Source organism: Psychrobacter sp. 219-2-C, assembly GCF_049560815.1.
Classification (GTDB): Bacteria; Pseudomonadota; Gammaproteobacteria; order Pseudomonadales; family Moraxellaceae; genus Psychrobacter; species Psychrobacter faecalis.
In genome coordinates this window covers 1,080,794-1,105,335 of sequence record NZ_CP186933.1, presented here as the reverse complement: position 1 = coordinate 1,105,335, position 24,542 = coordinate 1,080,794, and the positions used below count along the sequence as shown (strand labels likewise).

Genomic DNA, 24,542 nt, shown 5'->3' with positions numbered 1-24,542 from the left:
GCTTTTTTTTGTGCAATTTTATGAGATTTTATTAATCGTTTAGTGTTTTAAGAGGACATTTAATTTTTATTCATTATCGGTAGCGCTTGACCGTTACAACCGTCATCGCTTGAATCTAAAGGAGCGTATTCTTCATAATAGCGCACGATAAGCGCTTCTAAAGCGACATTCGCTTTTGAATCATGAGTATTTACAAATGCCTCGCGCGCTTGCTCAAGCCAGCGGTCTGCCATCCGAAAGTGACTGTTTGATGATTTCGCGCCACGCTCACACTGGTCGGTAGCTGCCCATATTAATGACACTTCGCTAAAGGCGATTTCGCGTGGCGCACTATTGATACCACCGCTATCTTTAAGAGCGCTTAAAGTTGCCCATAAATCAGGTCGCATGAGCGCAGAAGTAGACGGAATGTCTTCAATAAGTGCAAGCTCTTCAACTTTATCATTTTTTAATGCTTGCAAGATATTTTCTGCCGTTTGGGCAGCTTCCACACCAACGTCTGAGCGACTATTCATACTGTTTTTATGAGTGGCATAGTTTAGCCAAGCTTGGGCTTTGTAAGCAAAGTATTGTTGCTGCGCACTCATGTTTTTTTGCTGATAAGTTTGTAATTCGTTCAGCATGCAATCCATAGCACGCTGCTGTACGCTTTGTGATTTAGAAGGTGCTAGAGTTTTAGTATCGTTGCTGCTGCGACAGTAATCTGCTGTCTTTAATGTATTCTCTTTTGGCGTAAGACTTGTAGTTGATACACAAGAAACCGCTGACAATAGTAACGCAGCTGATAAGACAGTATATAAAGGTTTTTTATAGCCAGTGGCTTGAATGCTAGTGCGAGGCATAAGAACAACCTTATAGTAAGGTAATAAGTATTAGAGGTTTGTATTTAAATGGGTTGGTTATCATAGGATAAAAAGTATCGACCCGTTAATACAAAATTGCCGTAAGCATGGCTTACGACAATGAAAATAAATGACAACTAGGAGGAATTATAACGTAGAACGGGCGCTGAGCGGCTTATTTTTACGTGAATCTTCGCGTTTGAATAAGTCTTCGTCAAACTTGAAGCGTAATCTAAAGTAAGCACCTTCTATCGTCGTATCGTCATAGGCAATATCTTCATCTTCAAAGCCCATAAAGTTGTAGCCAAGCGACAACCAAAGGTTGGTCATCGGGCTATAGCCAACTTCGGCGCCAACCAAGTAAGATAAATCGTCCGCTTGCTTATTCCAATACGTACCTGCTTGCAAACCGATATCCCAGCGCTCGCTGATATCATACAATCCGCGTGCATACACAGCGTGTGCAGTATTATCGCTAGCAATTCCTTGAGCGTCATATTCCGTATATTTACCGGCATAATGCCCTGATAGCGTTAATGGGCGCGTTGGATGATAGTTACCACTCCATGACCAGACAACAGTATCTTTTTGATATGGATCGTTGCCTGTTGCGTTATCATCTAAGCGGTATTCAAGCTTAGCAAGCATATCGAGCTTATTGCTATCGTAATCACGGTAAGCGGCGCCTAGCTGAAAACGATTGATGGTACGATGACCATCATCATAATCCACTTGTGAATAGATATCCTTGGCGAGTAAAGTAACTTCATCGCTATAGCGATAAGCGGCGCCTGCGCTAGCGAGTAGCGTATCACTAGTGTCGCCCCAACGTTTTTCTAAGCGCCCTGAGGCTTTATAGTTTTCATTAGCAAGGTATTCAACGCCAACACCGGCTGCAGTCGCGGTACTGTCTTTTTCACCTTCTAACGATTCGACACGCTCGAACAAAGTGTTAAGCGTTAAACCTTTTTGAACATACCATTTATTCTTTAGGCCAATAGCGGCTTCAGCTTCGCGGGCGCTGATGGCATCACGCATACGGTATTCGCTATAGACTTTGCCATCTTTCATATAAGTGGCATCAAAGCCGATAACGGTACGTTGGCGCTCTTCAGAATCGTCTAGACCGTAGCTGCCTGACAAGCTATTGATTAAATCATGACGGGCGTATAAACGACCTAGGTTGCTAAGCGCCGTTTCGCCGCCGATAGAAGTGGCATTGCGCGAGCTATGCTCGATATCTTGCTCATACTCAGCAAAGACCAATGAGTTATTGAGCTTTGGCAAACGCGCGGTAAGACGGGCGCGGGCAGTGGTGCCCTCGATGTCTTTTTCAGCACTACTTACACCATTAAGCGCTGATTGATTAATAATGTCGTCATTAAAGATGGTATCGTTAGTAGTATCTAAGACATCGGTTGCCGCTTGGGTATTGCGTGAGGCGGCAGTGGCCTCTTGCTTATAGTAACGTACGCCAATCTCGCCAACGATGTTTTGACTCAAACGCTGCTCAATACTGGCTTGGACACCTTGGCGACTGGCTTCGGTGGTATGGTCTTCTGTACGCACACCTTCCAATTTAAGGGCGGTTTTTTTGTCGTTTAACGTATGGGTGACTTCGATACCAGATTCAGTGCGACCAGCGGTTTGCGGCGAAGCACCAGTAACAAAGCCGATATCGGTGTCGTTATGATAGGCTTTTGCACGGGTGTTTTTCTTATTATCATAGTCAAGCTCGATGCGTAAAGCATCGCCTTCGACATTTTTGTTTTCTAACTCTTTGGCATTAATCTGATCGCTTGGCTGCGAGTTTGGATTTTCTGCTTTATTTTTGGCATATTCTGCGACCAGCTTTAGCTTATCGTTAAATTTGACGACCGTATTGACGCTGGCAAGTTCTTCTTTATTCAGCGGGTCGTCACTATTGATATAGCTGCCACCGATGGCGATTTTATCCGTCACTTGCTGCTTGGCGGCGATACCGCCAACCCAATATTTCTCGCCGCCTTCGTCGACTTCGACCGTCACGCGCAAATAGATAGGGTTGCCATCGATATCTTGGCTGGCAATCGGTGACTTTAGATATAAGCTGCGGCTAATAGGGTCGATTTCATAATCAGCAAAACGCGTCAAGGTCTCACGGCGCACGATACGCCCCGGGTTATTGGCGTCACGGGTGATGACTTCAATGGTTTCTGAATTTTCTAATACCGCGTCGAAATCATTGGCAAGTGGGTAGGGACCTGAAATTCCAAGACCACGAGTTTCGTTGACGCGCTGTGAAGTACTGGTCTCAGCGGCAAACGCGGCGATGCGAGTGTTACTATCTTCAAACTGCGCTTTTAAACCCGTTAAGGTACGGTTGTATTGACCAAGTTTGATACCTTCATCATTATCGATTTGGGTTTTTAAGTCGCCATACATGGCAAATGAGCGACCTTTATCGACGCGCACATAAAGTTTGCTGGTCGATTGCGCATCGAAACCTTTAGCAGAAGAATCGCCATAGACAGGATAGTATTCACCTGGCTCGATATCACGGAACAGGCGTTCGCCTTTTTTATCGCTGTCATAAGCTAGTGTCAGTAGATAATCGCCGCGTACCTTACCTTTTAGGAACATCGCCGCACGACCCGTTGCTGAATAGTCGTCATTGCCAGAAATTTCACGCAGTTCTTGCTCAAAGGCACCTTGGGCATCGGTAATATTGCTGCCATCGAAGTTTTTAAGAGAAATAGTACCTTCGACGATACCGACAGCGATAAGAGGGCGCAGTTGAGCGGTAAACTGTAGCGGAATTACTTGCTTGCTGCTGCCGGTGTTAATGACTAGCTCACCTTTACCCGGTACGATTGGGGCGGTGATGGGTATTAGTAGCTCGCCACCAGAGACGGTGACTTGCGTACCAGCTTGATCTTTACTGCTATCGCTAAGATTGATGCGACCGATATTGGTGTCAATTGTAATCGGCGTTGAGGCGATATAAGGGCGACCGTCACGGTCTTTTAGGCTAATGACGACTTGATATTCGCTAACACCGTCTGCAGCGACCAGTTGTTTTTGCGTGCGATAATCAATGGCTTGCAGGCTATCGGGCGTCAATACTTTAATGGTCTGCTCAGAGATGACTTTGTCATTAATGTCAGTCGCGACACCGTGTAAGGTATTATTGCCGCGTTGTAAATCGACGGCATAGTAATCAAATGCCGTTACCTTTTGCTTTTCTTGCTCAGCGGTTTTACCGATTTGCTCGGCTGATACCGCTTTGCCATTGGCATATAGGGTAAAGTTAGAACCTAGCGGTGCTTGTACTTGCACCATTTGTTTATAAGTAGTTAGCTGCTGACCTTCGCTTAGATTGATAAACGCAACATCATTGGTAGCGACGTCTTTTAAGTATTCTTCAAGCTCTTTTTCTACCGGCGGCGCAATAGTCGTCACTGCCATATCGACACGATTGGCAGTTGGCTTAACCATCTTATTGACGATGGCTGAGTCGCACTGAATACCGGCATCTAAGACGTCGTTAGATTTACAGCCGCTGGCATCGACATTGTCTTTATTGTCGCGGTTATAGTCAGGCTCTAACACCAACTCGGCTTTTACTGCTTGTTCTAGGCTATCGTTTTTAGCGCTGACAGATTTGCTGCGCGCAATCAGCTCTGCATTTAGGCGCTCAGTGCTATCGCCCATACCACCAACGATAGCAAAGTCAGCACGATGCAGCTCGCCATATTTCAAATCGACGAAACGGCTGCTTGCATCGCCAGCATTGCGATTACTTTGAGTCACCATTTCGGCGGCGTTAGGGATGGTGGTGCGATCGACTTTTAGGACGTGAGTTTTTGCGCTAACACCGTAAAAATTATATTTACCTTCAGGATCGGTGACGACAAAATTGCCATTTTCCATATAGATGCGTACGCCTGCAACGCCAAGCTCGCCATCTTCTTTTTGTTGGATACCGTCGCGGTTGATATCGTGGTAAACCTTCCCAATGATGATGCCGTCGGTATTCATGACACCGCGCTCAACCTCAATCTTCCACTGCGCTTCTCGTGATATGAGGTTCTGACCTTGCTCGGTAGTAGCAACGGCGGTCGCACGGTTGATACCGTCACCGCCTAAGGCCGATGAGCCAATAAGGACGCGATAAGTAATATCTTTCGTTTCGCCAGCATTCATATTACCTAAACTTAAAACTTGGTATTTGCCGTCGCTTTTAAACTCAGTCGTTTGGGCTTTATCAATACGTACGCTGCTATCTACGTAGGCAAAACCACGTGGGAGGGCGTCTTTTAATTGCACGTCGTAGGCGGTCGACTCACCATTATTGGTAACATTGATGCTGTAATTGACATAGTCGCCAAATTCAGCATTTTTCACGTCACTTTCTTTGGTCACTACTAAACTAGCACTATCATCAATGATAGTAATTTGGGTGGCCAAATTATCGATACGAACGGTCAAATCAGCGTCGCTTGGCAGCTGCTCAGTACCAGTGTCGACAGAAGGCGCGATACAAGCATCGAGGCTGGCGGTCAAAGTATCATTTTTTAAAGTCTGAATGATTTTATCATTGATAGCATTGGCATTATTTTGCGTCGGTGCTGAAAGCTGATATTTGCCAGTACTATTACCGGTTTCAATTCCTTTTAATGAGTACTTATCACCAGTCAATAAAGAAGTGATGGTTACCCATACTTGATCAGGTTTATCTAACTGAACATTACATTGCGCGTAGCTGGCTTCGATATAGACATTATCGTCCAATTGCGAAGTGGTTTTATTGTCATCAAACTTAGCAGTGGTAAAGTTAATCTCAGGCTCAACGATAATCAGTTTATCAGTGGCATTAACAATCGCTACTGACGGATCTTCTAATACCACGGCACCGATTTTGATATCAGCAGTATCGCCACTCTTACCATTAGGGTCGGACAATGCTTGAACGATAAGCTGAATGCTTTCGCTGTGTCCAAGTTTAATTTGGGCACGTAAATGATCAAAGATAATCTCGCTGTCAGCGGCATCAATAATGCCGTTCTTATTTAGATCTTGATAAACTTTAATGTTAGAGAGGGTTGGCGCGATATTAAGTGTCAACTCAACCGTTTGATTACTATAGCTGGTATTATTTAGGACGTTAACCCAGTTTACCAATGCTTTCGGCATGACAGTAAGTAACGGCTGCTGGCTTAAGCTGATGCCGTATTCAGGTAGAGCAGAGGCTTTGACTTGAACTTGGTTTGAAGTACTAGATATCGTCACGTCAGACTGGCTATTGACGTTATAGGTGGCGTTTGCAATGTTATTGATAATTTGTAGATTCGGGTTTGCTGCTGAATGTGAATCAGTCGCTGCAAATGCCAGATTCGATTGCATAAGCAACATCGCCAATGACAGCGCAGAGATCTTTGCTGTGCACAATGCGGTACGATTAGACGGTGTCATTACAGATAGAGTCATGTGTCGCTTATCCAATAAAACATCAAGAGGTGGGGTAATAATGCTCTAGCTTGGCTAATTAAAATGGGTTAGTTCAAGCTAGATGGGTTATCTATAAGCAGCTTTTGCTGCTTATAGATATTAAAATAATAAATAGTTCAATGTTTTATATTAAGGCTGAGATTGTGCTGGCTGTTTAGGATCGTTTTTGATCTTGACTCTAAATTGAAGGATTGCAGTACTTTGAGGTGATAAAGTAGTGATTGTTGTATTGATATTAGTACCATCATCGTTTGCTTTTGTAGTGATGTTGGTTACTGCAACTCCAGATGTAGTAGCAGATCCTGGTGCATAGTCTGCTGCAGCATTAAACTGAGACTTAGCATCAGAAATAGTCAAACCTGTGATATCAAAGCCTAATGCGGTAGTAGATGTGTTGGTAGCATCAATCTTATAGATAACGCATTGGTTTGGCTCAGCATCGATACTGGTCTTCACAAATGTACCGTCAGCAGTACCATCACATTTAGCATCAAGTGCTTGCATCTTAACTAGCGCTAAGCCTTTGATGGTTGTGGTATTAGTAGCGTTAACTGGAGCGGAAGGATCATTGCCAGCAGGTGTGATAGTGACGGTATTATTTTCAGTATTATCTAGCGTACCTGAGCCATCAGACTTGACTGTATAAATAATATCAACAGTGCCCTTTGATGCAATAGTCACTGAATTTGGAAGACGATATTCGCCAGCAGTGCCAGTAGGTTCTAAATATCCTGTTGTGCCGTCAGCTAGCTTATAGCTTGGACGATTAGTATCAGCTGTGCCAGTTACGATGCCAAGTGGTGTGCTACCATTAGGATCAGTAATTTTAATGGTAATAGGACGTTTGTCGCCGCCCTCAGCTGCATCACCTGTATTTGTGATGGTGTTAGTAAATGTAACCGTGCCGTCTACAGCAATCTCTTTAGAAGTGCCATTATCGTTGACGCCATTAGATATCGTTAAGCCACGCTGATTGACTTCCAGTGCTGTAGCTGAGTCACCACCTTTAGTGCCGGGCTCAGCAGTATTGGTGTACTCTGTATCAGCATCAGCAGGGTAATAAGTACCAGTGTTTTCTTGAGGGTCAGCATTATTAGTACTATCAATAATAGTGACACCACTATCTAAAGTATTTTCAACGCGCGCGTGATTGATCACACCATTAACAGGCGCTTTATTAGGGTCTTGTTTGACATTAAAGGTGATAGTTACACTAGCCCCAACAGCTAGATTAATACCTGAGTATACAAAGCCTTGACTGTTACCTGTCGTGGTTTCTACAACAGAAGCACCACTAGTGGCATCCGTTGATTTTACAGAACCTGCTACTAACACTAGACCAGCAGGTAAGGTGTCACGCACGATGATGCCAGTTGCAGCAGCGGCATAATTTGCACGCCCATCGTTAGTGACTTTAATACTATAGGTAGCTGTATCATTTAAGTCATTAAGGTTAAGCGTATCAGTTATCGACTTTACGATACTAAAAACAGGCAAAACTGTACTTGAGGTATCTGTATTGGTTAATGTCTTACTAATGCCTGCTGGTGTATTCGTTGATAGTGCTGTACTGGTAGCAGTTAAGATTAGGTTTTGAGTGTCACCCCCTTTGTTACCTTCAGTCTTAGCATTAATAGTAAAGTTAACATACTGGCCTGCTTCTAATGGAAATTTAAAGTCATTTAAAGTTGCTACAAGCATGTTATCGCCAGATGTATATTGCCCAGTAGCTTTGGTACCATCACTATTATATAGCTGGTATGAAACTGTAGACGCACCAAGGTTATAATCAGCCTGATCACCAGATCCGTTAGTTATATTGCTTAGATTAACCGTGTATTGATCAGTACGGTTACCAGTATTTTCTAATCTATGTACAAACGCTACCACCCCTTCAGGAGTTACGTTGTCACCAGGATTTACATCATCAGCATTACCAGCATTTTGCGCCAAAAGTGAGAATGAAATCTGCTCTGAGATATTAACAGTAACAGCATTAGATTTGACTTTAGGCTGTTCAACGTTGTTAACAGAATAGGTAGCTTCAGCTACGTTAACAATAGTAGGAGATTTCTTTGATTCGCCACTAACGGCAGCATTAGCGCCAGTACATAAACCCATCAATGTCGCGACACCGACGGCAAGCAAGCTATAGTTAAAAGTGTTTGATTTCATGTATTGCTCCAAAAGTGATGATAAAAACCATGTGTAAGGTTGAAAAGAATGAAGGGTTCAGGAGGCTTAATTAACAGTGGTATTTAGAGCAACCGCTGCTGATTTCTGTGCGGGCAATAACTTGATATTCCAGCGCAGGGTACGATATTCAGAAAAAGGGATCTTGACCATTTTGCCGTCGACTTTACGCATGAGTGGCATATCGGCGTAGTTTTTGCCATCGATACTGGCTTGCGCGGTTGAAGGGATAGCTTCACCAGTGAAGGTCATGTTCGCAGGAATAGGCAGCACAACTGCCAAGTCTTGAATGTCTTTATTGATTGTGTTGCTATAGGTGGCTTTATACTGAATGACCGTACCAGCTGGCGCATTACGAACTGGTAAATAAGTGGTTTTACCCTCAGCGTTCTTGATGACCTTGTTAGCAGTTAAATCCATCTTTAAGGCGTCATCGGCATTGGCTGTACCTAATAAAAGTACTGATGCTGAGATAGCGAATAAGGTATGGCGTAAAAAATTAGAACCTTTCATATAAAATCCTTTATTAAATCGTCACTATCGGAGATGATTTGGCTTGTGCCGCCAGCAAACTGGATAGTTGTTAGGCTGTCGATAAGTTGAAAAATATCGACTGTGCTCTTAGAATGGATTTTTACAAATTACTTACATACTGTCACTATAAAAGCGACAAAAGGTCGTTTGAGATAGCTGAACGGTAAAAGCCCTATCTGTAAAGATAGGGCTTTTGTTGGAAATAATTAAGTTTTGAATATTAGAGAAAATGCAAGAGGTAATAAATATTAGGGATCTACGGTTGTTCCGTACTTAGTGTTGAAATATAGCGTGGCTTTAGTAGGAGCTGCTCCAGTAGGCTTATCTAATTTAAACAGCTCAGAGGTAATTGTACCTGTTGGTAGAGTTGTACGAGTATAGAGAGAGGTAGGATCTCCCTTAGGAGCTGGAAAAGCGAAAACAGAATTCACTAAGCCACCCTGTGCTTTAGTCTGCAATTCATCACTAATTCTAATGTCTTCTAAATCAACATGACCTCGGTTATAGGCTTCAATTCTATAAGCGATACATTTACCAGGCTCTATATTTGTGATTGAATCGGAACTAAAGATAGGGGTTTGAGAAGAAGTACCATTAGTACCGTCATAGTTTGCGTTGATATCACAGTTATTGACGTACTGCGACTTCACCAGTACGAGAGAGGCATAATCCGTTTCAACCTCACCAAAGTCTAGGTTAAGTAAATCGTCAGTTTTATAGTCAAATCTATTAGGATTTTTTGTTAGATCTATCTTACGAATATTTGGCGTAGTATCGACACTAAACGTCCATGGATCGGGCTCTGTTTGCACTAAACAAACTTCTTTAACTGGTAAATTAGCTATAGCGTTTGATGGAACAGTGAATTTGAACTGGCCTAGAGGACTATTTAAATTCGTTTGCGGGTTTGTATTAGAAGTAATAGTAGATATATTATTACCTTTGCAGTCAGTCAAGCTTACGCTTAAACCAGAAGTAGTTCCAATACCAACTTCGTTTGAACGATCAAAAATACCGTTAAAGTAGCTTGAATTACTTGTAAATTTACTTGAGACATCGAATTTAGTTTTAGGCTCGATATTACTTTTAAGAACTCCACCATTGTCGTTGAATACAAAACCTGTGAAGGTATAAGTAGTTGGCGCGATACAGAAATAAAAGTCTGAATAGCCCATGAGATGACCACCTAATGATGTTGTTGTGGCCAAATCATAAGAATTGCCATGAGTGACTACAAAAGGGGTGTTCGCAGTTTGACTATTACTCCAATCCACATTGAAATCACATGAATTAGTGGTGCTACAGTTGTTCCATTTAGTTCCCGATACAGTACTACCAGACTGTGTTAAATAGCCACTGCGTAAGTTGGAAAATACTCCATTGGCGGTGACCAGCGATAGTGATTCGATATACTTACTAGCTTCATTAGTGTCTAAGTCTTGAACAATGAAGCCATACTTAGATACCGACTTATTGATACTCCCTAACAGCCTATGGTTAATAGCTGCTTTTTGACTATTGTGAAACATATTAATAGCGCTGTTTGTCACACTAGGGTAGCTACTATAGCTTGGATAGCCCGTTTGCAAATTTGAGGTGTCAGAAAAAGACAGCGTAAATATAGTGCCATCGCTGAAAGTATAAGTAGTACTAGCGTTTCCTGTTCCACCCGACCAGCTTAGTGGTAGTTTCTCGTTTGGGGTATGGGTAGGGGTTTTATCACCTAGATAATACATCTTATGCCCGCTTGGGCAAATTTGGGCGGCAAGGGATGAATTGCTAATAGCAAGCAATATAATCGTAGACGCAAACATTAAAATTCGATATACATATCCACTAAATAATTGTGAAGCTATTGAATTTGAGAAGCGCTGAATCTGATACATATTGCTATCCCTATATACTGATATTTACTAACAATCACTGATGTAAGCAAGCAAGATAAACATAATCGAAAAGTTGTTTGTATTACGTAACTTAATATATTAAGCAAGAATCTTACAAAAATCCTAAAAAACAGACGAATGGCAGTTTTAGTATGACCAAACACATCAAAATGCTAAATTTAAGTAATAGTTCCGTAAAATAAAACGCCTAAACAATATTCTAAAATATCACAAAAAGAATAATCACTATTTATTTCAAAAATACTTGTGATATCGGCATTTCTTCATAGCTATAAACAAATCCACAATAAGTACCTATAATAGAGTGTCATTATCATTTGATAGTGAGAATCGCATAGTGGCTACCGTTTAATTTTACAACGGAGTTAATTTGCGCCTAATGCTACTCTACAGTGATACGATTTATTTAGAATTTTCTGTTATAACCCTGAATAATAATGCCATGCTTAAATGCAGCAAGGACGTTATAGGTAAGGCACCAATTCAATCGATTGCTCATTAAGATTAAAATTAAGATACGTACACACTCTGATTTAATAACACCCTGCCATCATGCAGGACTGACTGATAAAAAGGATTAATAAAGATGAACTATTATAAGGATGCTGATAGCACCGAAACCCAAGAATGGCTGGAAGCCTTTGAGTCGGTTATCAAACATGCCGATAAGGATCGGGCGCAGTTTCTATTAAAAGCGTTATATAACATGGCGGTACAAGAAGGACTGCCATTTAACCGTCTCGATACCGCTTATATCAATACCATCGCGGTTGAAGATGAGCCAATGTATCCAGGCGACTTGACGATTGAACGTAAAATTCGAGCTTTGATTCGCTACAACGCATTGGCAATGGTTATGCGTGCCAACAAAAATGATGATGATTTAGGCGGTCACTTAGCAACTTTTGCTTCAAGTGCGACCCTTTATGAGACAGGATTTAACCATTTCTTTCGTGCGGCAAGCGATCATTTCGGCGGTGATATGATTTATTATCAAGGTCACTCAGCGCCCGGTATTTATGCGCGCTCTTATTTAGAAGGTCGTTTAGATGAAGAGCAATTAGATAATTTTCGCCGTGAAGTGGGCGGCAAGGGTCTGTCAAGCTATCCGCATCCATATTTGATGCCAGATTATTGGCAGTTCCCAACCGTGTCGATGGGTTTGGGCCCAATTATGTCCATTTATCATGCGCACGTGCATCGCTATATGGAAAACCGCGGCTTGCTAGAAAAAGAAGATCGCAAGATTTGGACCTTCTTAGGTGATGGTGAAACCGACGAGCCAGAAAGCTTGGGTGCCATTTCGCTTGCTGGTCGTGAGAAGTTGGACAATTTAATTTGGGTCGTCAACTGTAACTTACAGCGTCTCGATGGTCCTGTACGCGGTAACGGCAAGATTATTCAAGAGCTTGAGTCGGTATTCCGCGGTGCAGGCTGGCGCGTGATTAAGGTGATTTGGGGCGGTCAGTGGGATACCTTGTTAGATAAAGATGTGACAGGCGTGCTTAAATATCGCATGGAAGAAGCGGTCGACGGTGAATATCAGTTATATGAAGCGCGTACGCCTGAATTTACCCGTAAAGAGTTTTTTGGTAAATATCCTGAGTTAGAGGAGATGGCGAACGAGCTGTCTGACCATGATATTTCACGCTTAAACCGTGGCGGTCATGATCCGATGAAGGTCTATGCGGCCTTTAGTGAAGCCATGAAAACCAAAGGCCAACCGACCGTGGTCTTAGTAAAAACGGTAAAAGGCTATGGCTTGTCTAATCAAGCACAAGCGGTCAATAAGACGCATCAAATCAAAAAACTCGATCATGAAGCTTTGATGTATTTCCGTGACCGCTTTGACTTGCCATTTACCGATGAAGAGTTAGAGACGCTGCCGTTTTATCGTCCAAAAGAAGACTCGCTGGAGATGAAATATCTAAAAGGTCGCCGTGAAGCCTTAGGTGGTCATCTGCCCAATCGCCGTAGTGGTCATATCCCATTAAATATTCCAGAGTTGTCTATTTTTGATCGCGTGCTAAAAGGCAGTAATGGTAAAGAGCAATCGACTACCATGGTGTTTGTGCGCTTGCTAGCAGCCATGCTAAAAAATAAAGATATCCAAGATCGCGTCGTACCAATCGTTCCTGATGAAGCGCGCACCTTTGGTCTAGAAGGTATGTTCCGCCAATTGGGTATTTATTCAGCTTCTGGACAGAAATATACGCCAGAGGATAGTGAAGCTTTGATGGGCTATAAAGAAGCCATCGATGGTCACATGTTAGAAGAAGGCATTAACGAAGCGGGCGCAATGAGTACATGGATTGCTCTGGCAACCAGTTATTCTGTCAACGCCTTGCCGATGATTCCACTGTATATTTATTACTCTATGTTTGGCTTCCAGCGCGTTGGTGACTTGGCATGGGCAGCAGGTGACTGTCAGGCGCAAGGCTTCTTACTTGGCGCAACGGCTGGTCGTACCACGCTAAATGGCGAAGGCTTGCAGCATCAAGACGGTCATTCACAAATTTTATTTAACGTCGTACCGAACTGCGTGACTTATGACCCTTGTTTCGGTTATGAGCTGGCAGTGATTATGCATGATGGTCTACGCCGCATGTATGGTGAGGGCGAGCGCGTTTATTATTACTTAACCTTGATGAATGAAAACTACGAACAACCTGCCATGCCAGAAGGCGTGGAAGAAGGCATCAAGCGTGGTATGTATTTGCTAGAAGACAATGGCTCAAGCCAAGTTCAGCTATTAGGTTCAGGCGTTATTTTACGTGAAGTGCAAAAAGCGGCGAAAATACTACAAGATGAGTTTAATATCTCATCTAACGTCTGGAGTGTGACCAGCTTTAATGAGCTAACCCGCGATGGTATGGCTTGTGATGATTATAATCGCCTGCATCCAATGGATGAAGAAGTGGTGCCATGGGTGACCGAACAGCTTGCTCCGCACGAAGGTATCGTCGTCGCAGCGACCGATTATATGCGCAATTATCCAGAACAAATCCGCGCGTGGTTGCCTGACAATCGCCCTTATACGACTTTAGGTACTGATGGCTATGGTCGCTCAGACACTCGTGAGCAATTACGTAGCTTCTTCCATGTCGATGCCGCGCACATTGTGGTTGCGACACTTAAGCGCTTAGCTGATGAAGGTGAGGTTGAGATGCGTCTGGTAAAAGATGCGATTTCAAGCTTTGGTATCGAAGCGGATCAACCGCCTGCATGGCAACAACAGCCTCATTATGATCATTTCCCAGATGCCCCAGGCCCTGACAATGTACATCCGAACCCTGTGCCAGAGTTTGTCAGTGAAGATGATGACGAAATAAGCAGCGAAGGCCGCGCAGAAGATCCAGCCGATGCCGCCTTACTCAATGATGACGACGTCAAAGAATAGCCCAAAGACAAGGCAACTATAATATAAGGAGAATTACGGATGGACATTAAAGCCCCCGATTTGGGTGTTGATAGCGCCGAAGTCAGTGAGATTATGGTCGAAGTTGGCGACGTTATTGCAAAAGATGACAATATTATCTTATTAGAATCCGATAAAGCCTCAGTAGAAGTACCAAGCTCAGCTGCCGGTAAAGTCACTAAAATTAGCGTAGCAGTCGGCGATCAAGTCAGCGAAGGCATGGTACTCATTGAGCTTGAAAGCGATACTGATGCTGACAGTGAAAGCGACAGTGACAGCCAAAGCACTAACGCTGATACACAAAACAAAACAGACGCTGCTGCCGACAAAAAAGATGCAGCGCAGGATAATCAGCAAGTAGATACTAAAACAGCTGAGGAAAATACTTCTCAACCAGCAAAACAAGCAAGCGAGCAAGCAGGCGAACAAGTAGGAAAAGCAACTACTCATGCCTTGCCTGATCTAGGTGTTGATGAAGCGCAAGTATCTGAGATTATGGTCAATGTCGGTGATACGGTCACGGCGGATCAATCCATTTTGCTCATTGAGTCTGATAAAGCGTCGGTCGAAGTGCCAGCACCAGAAGCAGGCAAGGTTGAAAAAATATTGGTGCAAGCGGGCGATATGGTCGCCAATGGTCAAGACTTTATCGTGATTATTGGTGAAGGTTCAGAGAGCGCCAATAATCATGCTAGTGAATCTAAGGCTGATACTTCTGAGTCGCAAGCGTCCAAGCCAGCTGAGTCAGATAAGAAAACAGATTTAGACCAAGAATCTAATAAGCAAACGACTGGTGAGCCTAAACAAGTCGCTAAGTCTACGACTAATACTAGTGCTGCAAATGCTAAGCTGACCGAAGCACAAGTCAATGAAAAAATGGTCGATATCTATGCTGGTCCTGCCGTGCGTAAGCTTGCGCGTCAGCTAGGGGTTGATATCACCCAAGTGACGGGTTCGGCGCTTAACGATCGTATCTTAAAAGAAGATTTGTTTGCCCATGTAAAAGACAGCTTGAGCAAGCAAAAAACTGCGCCTGCGAGTGGTAATATGACAAGCTCAAGCCTGCCAAGCTTACCTGATATGAGCAGTACTGAGATATGGGGCGAGAGCGAAGTACAAGATTTAAGCCGCCTACAAAAAGTCTCGATACCGCAGCTCAATTACAATACTTTGCTGCCGCAAGTAACGCAATTTGACTTGTCAGACATCACGGACACTGAAAAGTTACGTGGTGAGCTTAAAGGCGCTATGAAGGCGGAAGGTATCGGCTTCACGATTTTAGCTTTTGTCGTTAAAGCAACTGCTTATGCGTTAACCCAGCATCCACGCTTTAATAGTCATTTGAGTGACGATAATACCCAAATTATCTTACGTAAAAGCGTCAATATGGGCATTGCGGTCGCGACGGATGATGGCCTGATTGTACCTGTTATCAAAAATGTGCAAGATAAAGGCTTAAAGCAAATCGCCATTGAGATAGGCGAGCTTGCGGTCAAAGCGCGTGATAAGAAACTTACGGCTAAAGAATTACAAGGCGCGAGCTTTACGATTTCTAGTCAAGGTAATCTAGGCGGTACCGCATTTACGCCACTGGTAAATTGGCCACAAGTGGGAATATTAGGCGTATCAGAAGCCAGTATGCAGCCGCGTTGGAATGCTAATAAGCAATCTTTCGAGCCGCGTCTGATGTTGCCGTTATCTTTATCTTACGATCATCGGGTGATTAATGGCGCCGATGCTGCGGTATTTACCCGTTATATCGCAAGCTTATTGGCAGATCCACGCCGCATTTTGCTCTAGGCTTGCTTATTCATTACAATTAGATATATTGTTAAAAGGACTGTCTGCGGACGGTCTTTTTTATATCTCATTTATAAATGAATAAAAGGTATATGCAGACACAAAGAAGCCAGCTATTAAGCTGGCTTCTTTTACTTATGTTATAGCAATGGACTATATTAGAACTGTTTTACAAAAGCAACACCATATACCCAAGGGCTGATATCGATTTCACCAATATCTGTACCGTTCAACGTAGCATCAGTTTTGATGTCCATATAACGCGCATCAATACGGAAAGACTCAGTCGGCGCAAATGGGATATCTAGACCGATATGACCAGCAACACCAACGCTATCATCAAGTTTTAGTTCAGTACCTGCAACATTGGCTTTCTCTTTAAAGAAAGTTGTATAGTTCACACCAACACCAACAAAAGGCTTCACGTTCATAGGCATGTTATAGCCGTCGAAGTGGTACTGTAGTGAAAGAGTAGGTGGTAAATGTTGAGTTCTACCTGTGATTTCACCACCATTTGCATCAGTCAAAGTGAAATCATGATGAAATGGAATAGCTGCTAGTAGTTCAACACCAACGTTATTAGCGATAAAGTATTCGCCACTGATGGTTGGACGTACATCGCCGTCAACATCTACAGAATAATTTGTACTACCTATAGTGACGTTACCATTATCGCTTTTAGGGTCAACATAATGTGCGCCAGCAGCGATAGACCAAGTACCAGCAGGTACCGCAAAAGCAGTGGTCATAGTAAGGGCAGTTGCAGCAGCTAAAACTAGGGATTGTAGTTTCATCGTTAAGTTCCTCAACATAATAGATGTTATTGGTCAGTTTCTAATGAGGGATAGCATCAGTGACCATTAGATAACGTCAGAGTCAGGATATAACTCGTAACATTATTTCTCTATTATAGTACAAAAGCCTTACGATTAGTAAGGTTTTAAACAGGAAGTTAGCTTAATGGTATTTTATGTTACAGTCGTGACGGATTTTATGGGTTAAATTACTCTTTTCATTTTTAAATGCTTGTCTTATGCTACATCTGCGTTTTTAAACATTAATATTAAACAATGACATGGATAGATTGGATATTATGCTCGGTTATTGTAGTAACTCTCCGCTGCGCTGCGAAAATGCCCGCTCAATTAAGCTTTTAAACCAAATAGATGCCTGTTGTCCTAAATGCGGCTTGTTTTTATTACCAGCCCAAAACTTAAGCAATCAATTACGAGCGGATGAGCGTTTTTTACGTTTGGTCTTTTTTGTCACGGCGCTGCTATTGGTAATCACGACCTACATTTATTACATAAATTTTGTATAATCATAACGTCTGAAGCAAAAATTGCGATAAATTGTTTAAAAAACCCTCATTGATTCTGCAAGCGCAACTGCCTTTTTTTTGATATCTCCCACCTGATTTTTAATAATATAAAACCGGTATTACACCACATAGGGACGGCATGCTATTCCAATCTATTCGGCGCTTGCGTCTTTTCGTCTATAACATTTTGCAAAACGATGAGCATGACACGCTCTTTAGTCGTTATGTCGATTACTTTCTCATTTTTTTGATTATGGCGAACGTCACGGCGGTTATCGCTGAGTCGGTTGACAACTGGTATTACCCGTATCAAGCGTATTTTACGTGGTTTGAAAACTTCTCTATCGTGATCTTTTCTATCGAGTATTTACTGAGGTTATGGAGTGTCGCTGAAGCCAAACCCGACAATACCACGTGGCGTCAGCGCTGGGATTGGCTAAAAAGTCCGTCGGCGTTGATTGATATCGTTGCCATTGCCCCCGCATTTTTGAATTTCTTTGTCAGTATCGATTTGCGCTTCTTACGTATTTTGCGCCTGTTTCGAATTTTGAAACTTACCCGCTATTTTGTCTCATTGCGTATTTTATTGGTGGTTATCAGTAAGGAAAAAGGCTCGTTTCAAGCGGTCATTTTTATCTTAATTATTATGATTGTGACAGCGTCGAGCGGCATTTATTTGGTCGAAAACCACGTCCAGCCCGAGGAGTTTGAGTCGATACCCAAAGCTATGTGGTGGTCGGTGGTCACCCTGACGACGGTAGGCTACGGCGATGTCACACCTATCACCAATGCTGGTAAGATACTAGGTGCACTTATCACCATACTAGGCGTTGGTCTTGCGGCTTTGCCAGCGGGTATTTTGGCGACGGGTTTGGCAAATGAGCTGAGTCAGCGCCGAGAAGAGCTCGAGCAAGATTTTCGTGAGCAACTGGTCGATAGTAATTTTGATTTGGTGCAAAATCAGATGATGATTGAAAAGATTCGCCGCGAGCTTGGATTGGATAAGGAGCAAGCACAAGAAATCGTACTGCAAGTACTGCGCGAAAAAGAGCTTGAGCGCCGAGAAAAGGAAGTGCGGCAAAAGAATTTTTGTCCGCATTGCGGTGAGCCGTTAGAATAAAGCGAATAGTTAAAAATTTTGGGCAAAGATAAAAAGGGCAAAACGCGATATCCCAACAGTGTTTTGCCCTTTTTAATCGATAGGTTTTTTAACTGATGTATAATCAATCTAATATTGGTCATGTATCAGTTATACATAGCTGGCGTAATCGGTAGAGCGCGTGCCAATTCATGCGCCACTTCTTGCGCGGCGGTTGCTAAATCTTTTGCAGGTAGCGGTAGATTTTGCAGGGTCAAATGCCAATCATCCACTTCTCGCTGCAAGTGTGCCGCCCAAAGCGTTACACAGTCACGTGGTAGCTGCTTTAAATTAACCTCAAAAACGCGATTGCCTTCATCATCGCTTAAATGAATCTCGCCTTTTTTGACTCTGCTAAACGGTAGGTTGTGGTAAGAGTTAGCGATTAAGGCAATGTGGGTAATGTGCGCAGGTACTTTATCCAAATAAATTCTGATTTGCTCTTGGTCAAGGGGTGCAAGATACATCGCTTGTTCACCGCGGTCCTTACCGTTGAGACTATCGCCTTGATGTTTGACGGATTCTGCCTTATCCCGTAACTGTTTAAACCAAACGATATCGCTGATGGTGCAGTTGTCGTTATATAGTACGCAGGCCAAATCAATATCAATCGCGCCTTCATTTTTCTTAAAGCGTTTTTTTAGGTTTTTAAATAAGCCTTTTTGCTCAATCTTAGTAAATTCATAATTGAGCGCAAAAAATAATGTCCCCGTGTCTAAACCCAGCGCTCTTAAACTGTCTGAAAGTAACGGTGATGGGGTAGTGGCTGACATAATATTCCTTTTGGGTTTTTAATTTTGTATTAGGTTTTTAATTAAGATAAACGTTGGCGTATTGGCTACAGCGGTTAAATTTTTGGTGGTGTGTCAGAAAGTATGCTGAGGAGATGAAAGGAGGGTGACAGCCGAAGCAAGATGATATATTTGAGGTTATGAAGACACAAATAGATATCAGTTGCCCCGACTGTCACAGTAATAGTCTAAAGAAAAATGGCAAAAAAAGCTATGGTAAGCAGAATTATCAATGTAAGGACTGCAAACGTCAGTTTATTGGCGACCATGCCTTAACTTATCATGGCTGTCACTCTAAAGTAGAAGAGCTTATACGGCTCATGACAGTTAGAGGCTGCGGCGTTAGAGACATAGCTGTTATAGCCTCAGTCAGTATCGGTAAAGTATTGAGCACCATAGGCTCATCTGTTTATAAGATTACGCCTAAGAAGCGCTACTATGAACGCTTAGAGGTTGATGGATTCTGGACTTACGTGTATCGCAAAAAGCGTAAAGTTTGGCTTATTTATGCTTATGATCGCGTTACCAATGAGATTGTTGCTTATGTTTGGGGCAGACGCGACTTAAAAACGGCTAAGAAGTTAAGAGCTCGTTTCAAGCAGCTTAAAGTCAGCTATGGCTCTATCAGTATGGATAACTGGGATAGCTTTAAAACCGCCTTTAAAAGTGATAACAAACGAACTGGCAAACAGCACACCATAGGTATAGAAGGTAATAACTGTCGCCTTAGACACCGATTGCGACGAGCCGTTCGAAAGACCTGTTGCTTCTCAAAGAAGTTTGATAACCACTTTAAGGTGTTTGATTTGGTATTCTTCTATGTCAATTATGGCTATGTCTGATGCCGGCATACTTTTTAGAACACCACCAAATTTTTATCATCGTTAATAATTATAATCATTAGCCACCTTTTTATTGCCGCTGTGCATCATTGATGGGTTTGTCTAAAACCGCTTGATATAGGAGCGCAGGTTTGGCGTCTAATAGACCACTGCCAAAGCCACGTAGCCACCAAACCAGCTGTGAGGTTAAGTTGACGGTTGCGCGTATGGTTAGGGTTCCATCACTATTGATGATTACAGTTTGGTCGTCACTCAGCTTGCTTTCCGTTAAGCTTTTGCCCGCTTGTTTGGTAAATTGTAGCTCAACTGCGGTATGTTTGCCACGATCGGGTAGCTGGCTAAATAGAGGATGGCTAAAGCCCATGCCACCTGCATCTAAATAGTTATCGAGGTGGAAATTATCAGGGGTTTGAGCCGCGCTTTCTAGTATCTCAACGCTTGCAAAGCGGTGGAGGGCAAAGGTACGAATAATCACGTCTGGGTCATCGGTACGCGTCGCCAATAAGTAAATAATCACCCCACGCTGAATGATAGCAATGGGATTTAGAATGTATTCGCTGGCTTGTGATTTATCGCTACGGGTATAACTGGCTTTTATTTGTAGTTGATAAAACAACGCATGATAAATGTTGTCTTTACTTTCCAAGTCAATATGCGGCGCAATCAAAGGCTGCGAGGCAGGCTCGATACGTACCCTATCAATCCATGAATGGGTGACTTTGCTGTTTCTAAGTTGCCGGCGTGCCAAATCAAACCAAGGAAAAAGCTCATCTAAAATAACCGGCGGCAGCAGCTGGCTTAGATTGGCTTCGACCATATTAAAGGCAACCGCTTGCGATAAATTCATATGCGGCAGACTTTGTAGCGGCGCATCATCTTTCCAACGCCAGCCTTGTGGATTGGCATTGTTTTTTTCGATAGGAAAGCGTTTGGCAAGGGCATTTAAATCGCGTTGCACGGTGCGTAAACTGATATCAAAACCTGCCAATTTAAGCTGCTCGTAGACATGGGTGGTGCCTACCCAGCGATTGCGCTGCAACTGCGACAATACTTGCCATTGCCGCGCCGTTGTTGCGGCACCATGGCGATTATCTGCTGCTTCCTCAGACGCTTTATTATCTGTCACAACTTCTTCATTTTGCGCAGCTAATTCTTTCGTTACTTCCTTAGTCACTAGCGCAGTTGCTTGCTTAGTATTAGCTGCTTGCGATTGAAGACCATCGGCGTCAGTAGAATGTACAGTCATTAAAGATAACCTTTATTCAGTCACGAGTTTAATTTTTATAAGGGTATTATTTATGAATACAGCTTATTAAAACAGCAAAGCGCAAAAAACTCATCATCGCAGAAAAGCATATCAGCGTCTAGAGTTGCTCTGCTGTATTTGCGCAGCAGTCATCTGGTTCTTTCTTGGCCTTTTTTTGCTTATCTTGTTTTTTTTTGACGTTTGGCCTTACGCTTTTTTTTGTCCTTTTTCTTCGATTTTTTATCATCGACTTCGTCATCAGCGTTTTGATTTTCATCCCAAAGCATCAACCGACTTAATACTTTACCAAATAGAGTGTCTTTACGGTAGCGACCTTTTTTATTCATGGTGTCGACAGACAGACCCGTCATTAAGGTCAAGGCTTCACTAAGCGTCTGTACGCCATAAATATGAAACTGGCCGGCTTTGACGGCGGCAATGATGTCGTCACGCAGCATTAATTGTTTGACGTTGGCCATCGGAATGACCACGCCTTGTTGTCCCGTCAGCTCTTGCTCACGGCAAGCGTCAAAGAAACCCGCGATTTTAGAATTGATGCCGCCGACTGCTTGGACTTCGCCTAACTGATTCATTGAGCCGGTAATCGCAAAAGATTGATTGATCGGGACGTTTGCTAAAGCGGACAGCAGCGCGCAGCCTTCGCTGACCGTGGCACTATCACCATCGATATGAGCGTAACTTTGCTCAAAAGCGAGTGAGGCGCTAAAGTTGAGCGCATGATGCTGACTAAATAAGGCGCGCAAATAGCTGGTCATAATCAGCATACCTTTGGCGTGTAAGCTGCCGCCCAAGTCCACATCGCGCTCGATATCGAGGATTTCACCCGCGCCAATATTTGGCTGAATGACGGCAGTCAGACGCGCAGGCATACCAAACTCGCTATCGGCATAGCTGACGACGGTGAGTGCATTGACTTGCCCAACCGCATCACCTTTGGTCTGAATCAGCTGTTGGCCATTTTTTAGTTCATCCCAATATAGGTCGCGCAAGTATCCTGAGCGCTCGTCCATATCGTCAATAGCGTGGGTCACGTGTATGGCGCTAACGATATTTTTACCGCTCAAACGTGCATGGCGGTTGGATTCATGCAACAGCTTAATCAATAAATCACTATGCAAACTCAAGCGGTCTTGGTCTTCGGCTTGTAAGCTTAAATGCTCAAGTAAGGCAGCTTGGGCGCTACTATCAAACGGATAAAGGCTGGCATAATCAATGATGTCTGCCATTTTTGCTACCAATGCCAATTCATGCTCAGGGCTGCGCGTCACATCGTCGTGAAAGTCGGCACGAACTTTAAATACCGCATCAAATTCCGGCTCAAGCTCGAGTAATTCGTAATATAAATCTGCTTCGCCAAGCAAAATCACCTTAATATCAAGGTCAATCGGTGCGGGTGCAAGCGACAAACTGCCTGTCAAGGTTAGCATCTGCTCAAGGCTAGATAGTCTGATTTTACGTGATTGCAGGGCGCGCTTAAGGCCTTGCCAGGCGTAAGGGTGCTCAAGCAGATGACTGGCTTCTAATAACAAATAGCCGCCATTGGCACGGTGCAGGGCGCCGGCTCGAATCATACTGACATCGGTGGTTACTGTGCCCAATTGGGTGATTTGCTCGACATGACCCAATAGGTTTAAATGCGTCGGCAAATCTTCAAAGATGACGGGGGCGCCGCTATCTGACGTGTGGCTAACAATAACGTTGACCGCATAGCGGCTCGGCGTTGTGGCAAGAACCGCCGTCACAAATTCCTCGTCATCACCATTGACGATACGCTCGACATGCGTAACCATATCGGCAAATACGGTTTTTAGATACTCGACAACCAAGGGATGAGCAGCAAATTGCTCATAAATAGGCGCAAATAAAGGTTGTAGCGCACGGCGTGCAATATTGCGATGCAATGCTTCAATGGCATCATTGGCTTCGTCTTCTAATTGCTCTAAGGCGATGGTTAGCTGACTTAAGCGCTTTTGCATATGGTTTTTTTGGGCAAAGTTATTCAGCTCAGCTTCATATTCGCTTTTGCCGTATGCGTTGCCATACTCGCTGTTAGCATTATCATCATCAATATTATTTTTAGTAGGGGGCGCAGTCTTTTCTACTGTTGTTTGATTTTTTTGGCTACTAGAAATTTTTGAATGGTCAGTGCTCTGATGGTTTTCTTCGGTAGATAACTTGCTAGGATGGACAAATACCGCTTTATTATCAAATGCGCGAAACGTCAGTGCCAAATCGTACTGTTTACCTTCGGTATTAAGGTCATCGTAAGCCTGACTTTCTTTTTGATGGGTGTCATTTTTAATCGCTTCGATTTTGCTTTGATACTGGTCGCTACGAAAACGTTGGCTAAGTCGTTTTTTGGCTTGCTGCCATAATTGATTAACCTGTTGCTGCAATATCTGCCCTTGTCCGGCAGGTAGACGTAGCGCTTGCGGTGTACGCGGGTCGGTAAAATTGTGCACATAAACCCAATCATCTGGCGTCGGTGCGTCAGCGGCAATTCGTTGTAATAAACGATTTATAACCGTGCGTTTACCTAAACCATTTTCGCCCGCGGCAAACACATGATAGCCGCTGGCATGAATGTCTAGCGCCGTCTGCAAGGCTTTCAGGGCGCGCTGTTGCCCAAAGCCGACATCTAGATCAGGGGCAGTACGGGTATCGGTCGGTAGCTCATCAGGATTGGTATAACGCTTAAGCTGCTCGGCACTAATAAGGCAGCGCTCATTCACCTCGATAAATACTGGATGAGGCGTACTAGGCGTATCTAAAGTGCGCTCTTGCTCATCAGTCTCATTCGCCTTTATTGCTGTCGGCTTTGTATTGGCTGGCTTAGATGCTTTTGTTACTGCTGAACTATTAACAGGTGTTGCCATAGATTTGCTGTCTTTTGAATCTTGATTTATAGGGGTGTTTTGCGGTTCGGTCATAGTTATATAGTAAGTCGTTTTAAAAAGGTGGAATGGTTATTGATTTTTTACTGTTTGCGCTTTAAGTTT

13 protein-coding genes are annotated in these 24,542 nt (G+C 43.3%); 4 read left to right on the top strand and 9 right to left on the bottom strand.

The genetic code is table 11. From position 1 onward, the window contains the following. Positions 1-59: 59 nt before the first annotated feature. The 5 genes from ACPEGP_RS04385 to ACPEGP_RS04365 all read right to left on the bottom strand — a co-directional run bounded on the left by ACPEGP_RS04385 (position 60) and on the right by ACPEGP_RS04365 (position 10,945). Complete coding sequence (locus ACPEGP_RS04385; RefSeq protein ID WP_423814057.1) at positions 60-842, bottom strand: hypothetical protein; 783 nt, start codon at positions 840-842, stop codon at positions 60-62. Between the two features lie 147 nt (positions 843-989). After that, complete coding sequence (locus ACPEGP_RS04380; protein WP_423814056.1) at positions 990-6,311, bottom strand: SdrD B-like domain-containing protein; 5,322 nt, start codon at positions 6,309-6,311, stop codon at positions 990-992. Positions 6,312-6,461: 150 nt separating this feature from the next. Beyond that, a complete protein-coding gene (locus tag ACPEGP_RS04375; RefSeq protein ID WP_423814055.1) occupies positions 6,462-8,507 on the bottom strand; it encodes a hypothetical protein in 2,046 nt (681 codons plus the stop codon). A 66-nt stretch (positions 8,508-8,573) separates the two neighbouring features. Further along, positions 8,574-9,038: a hypothetical protein gene (locus tag ACPEGP_RS04370; protein ID WP_289048005.1), complete on the bottom strand. Its 465-nt coding sequence runs from the start codon at positions 9,036-9,038 to the stop codon at positions 8,574-8,576. A 269-nt stretch (positions 9,039-9,307) separates the two neighbouring features. Then, positions 9,308-10,945, bottom strand: coding sequence for a hypothetical protein (locus tag ACPEGP_RS04365; protein WP_423814054.1), 1,638 nt, complete (start codon positions 10,943-10,945; stop codon positions 9,308-9,310). Positions 10,946-11,552: 607 nt separating this feature from the next. Here ACPEGP_RS04365 and aceE point away from each other — a divergent pair. Next, positions 11,553-14,366, top strand: a complete 2,814-nt coding sequence (aceE, locus tag ACPEGP_RS04360; protein ID WP_423814053.1) for a pyruvate dehydrogenase (acetyl-transferring), homodimeric type — start codon at positions 11,553-11,555, stop codon at positions 14,364-14,366. Positions 14,367-14,405: 39 nt separating this feature from the next. Next, entirely contained in the window at positions 14,406-16,184 is a 1,779-nt protein-coding gene (locus tag ACPEGP_RS04355; RefSeq protein WP_423814052.1) for a 2-oxo acid dehydrogenase subunit E2, read from the top strand. Between the two features lie 158 nt (positions 16,185-16,342). Here the strand turns inward: ACPEGP_RS04355 and ACPEGP_RS04350 are convergent, their stop codons facing one another. After that, the gene (locus ACPEGP_RS04350; RefSeq protein ID WP_200661907.1) at positions 16,343-16,978 is read right to left on the bottom strand and encodes an OmpW/AlkL family protein; all 636 of its coding nucleotides are present in this window, start codon (positions 16,976-16,978) and stop codon (positions 16,343-16,345) included. A 666-nt stretch (positions 16,979-17,644) separates the two neighbouring features. Here ACPEGP_RS04350 and ACPEGP_RS04345 point away from each other — a divergent pair. Beyond that, positions 17,645-18,625, top strand: coding sequence for an ion transporter (locus tag ACPEGP_RS04345; protein WP_305935788.1), 981 nt, complete (start codon positions 17,645-17,647; stop codon positions 18,623-18,625). A gap of 125 nt (positions 18,626-18,750) precedes the next feature. Here the strand turns inward: ACPEGP_RS04345 and ACPEGP_RS04340 are convergent, their stop codons facing one another. Next, positions 18,751-19,416, bottom strand: coding sequence for a TerD family protein (locus ACPEGP_RS04340; RefSeq protein ID WP_423814051.1), 666 nt, complete (start codon positions 19,414-19,416; stop codon positions 18,751-18,753). Positions 19,417-19,574: 158 nt separating this feature from the next. Here ACPEGP_RS04340 and ACPEGP_RS04335 point away from each other — a divergent pair, with 158 nt between their 5' ends. Continuing rightward, on the top strand, positions 19,575-20,276 hold the full coding sequence (locus tag ACPEGP_RS04335; RefSeq protein WP_423814050.1) for an IS1 family transposase: 702 nt from the start codon (positions 19,575-19,577) through the stop codon (positions 20,274-20,276). Between the two features lie 70 nt (positions 20,277-20,346). Here the strand turns inward: ACPEGP_RS04335 and ACPEGP_RS04330 are convergent, their stop codons facing one another. After that, the gene (locus ACPEGP_RS04330; RefSeq protein ID WP_423814049.1) at positions 20,347-21,522 is read right to left on the bottom strand and encodes a helix-turn-helix transcriptional regulator; all 1,176 of its coding nucleotides are present in this window, start codon (positions 21,520-21,522) and stop codon (positions 20,347-20,349) included. Positions 21,523-21,701: 179 nt separating this feature from the next. Further along, on the bottom strand, positions 21,702-24,473 hold the full coding sequence (locus tag ACPEGP_RS04325) for an AAA family ATPase (RefSeq protein ID WP_423814048.1): 2,772 nt from the start codon (positions 24,471-24,473) through the stop codon (positions 21,702-21,704). Between the last annotated feature and the right edge of the window lie 69 nt (positions 24,474-24,542).

Bases quoted from the DNA above. Each gene is read 5' to 3' on its own strand.
- ACPEGP_RS04365 (WP_423814054.1), bottom strand. From the start codon at position 10,945: ATGTATCAGATTCAGCGCTTCTCAAATTCAATAGCTTCACAATTATTT.
- ACPEGP_RS04350 (WP_200661907.1), bottom strand. From the start codon at position 16,978: ATGAAACTACAATCCCTAGTTTTAGCTGCTGCAACTGCCCTTACTATG.
- aceE (WP_423814053.1), top strand. From the start codon at position 11,553: ATGAACTATTATAAGGATGCTGATAGCACCGAAACCCAAGAATGGCTG.
- ACPEGP_RS04370 (WP_289048005.1), bottom strand. From the start codon at position 9,038: ATGAAAGGTTCTAATTTTTTACGCCATACCTTATTCGCTATCTCAGCA.
- ACPEGP_RS04335 (WP_423814050.1), top strand. From the start codon at position 19,575: ATGAAGACACAAATAGATATCAGTTGCCCCGACTGTCACAGTAATAGT.
- ACPEGP_RS04340 (WP_423814051.1), bottom strand. From the start codon at position 19,416: ATGTCAGCCACTACCCCATCACCGTTACTTTCAGACAGTTTAAGAGCG.
- ACPEGP_RS04330 (WP_423814049.1), bottom strand. From the start codon at position 21,522: ATGACTGTACATTCTACTGACGCCGATGGTCTTCAATCGCAAGCAGCT.
- ACPEGP_RS04345 (WP_305935788.1), top strand. From the start codon at position 17,645: ATGCTATTCCAATCTATTCGGCGCTTGCGTCTTTTCGTCTATAACATT.
- ACPEGP_RS04325 (WP_423814048.1), bottom strand. From the start codon at position 24,473: ATGACCGAACCGCAAAACACCCCTATAAATCAAGATTCAAAAGACAGC.
- ACPEGP_RS04380 (WP_423814056.1), bottom strand. From the start codon at position 6,311: ATGACTCTATCTGTAATGACACCGTCTAATCGTACCGCATTGTGCACA.
- ACPEGP_RS04355 (WP_423814052.1), top strand. From the start codon at position 14,406: ATGGACATTAAAGCCCCCGATTTGGGTGTTGATAGCGCCGAAGTCAGT.
- ACPEGP_RS04385 (WP_423814057.1), bottom strand. From the start codon at position 842: ATGCCTCGCACTAGCATTCAAGCCACTGGCTATAAAAAACCTTTATAT.
- ACPEGP_RS04375 (WP_423814055.1), bottom strand. From the start codon at position 8,507: ATGAAATCAAACACTTTTAACTATAGCTTGCTTGCCGTCGGTGTCGCG.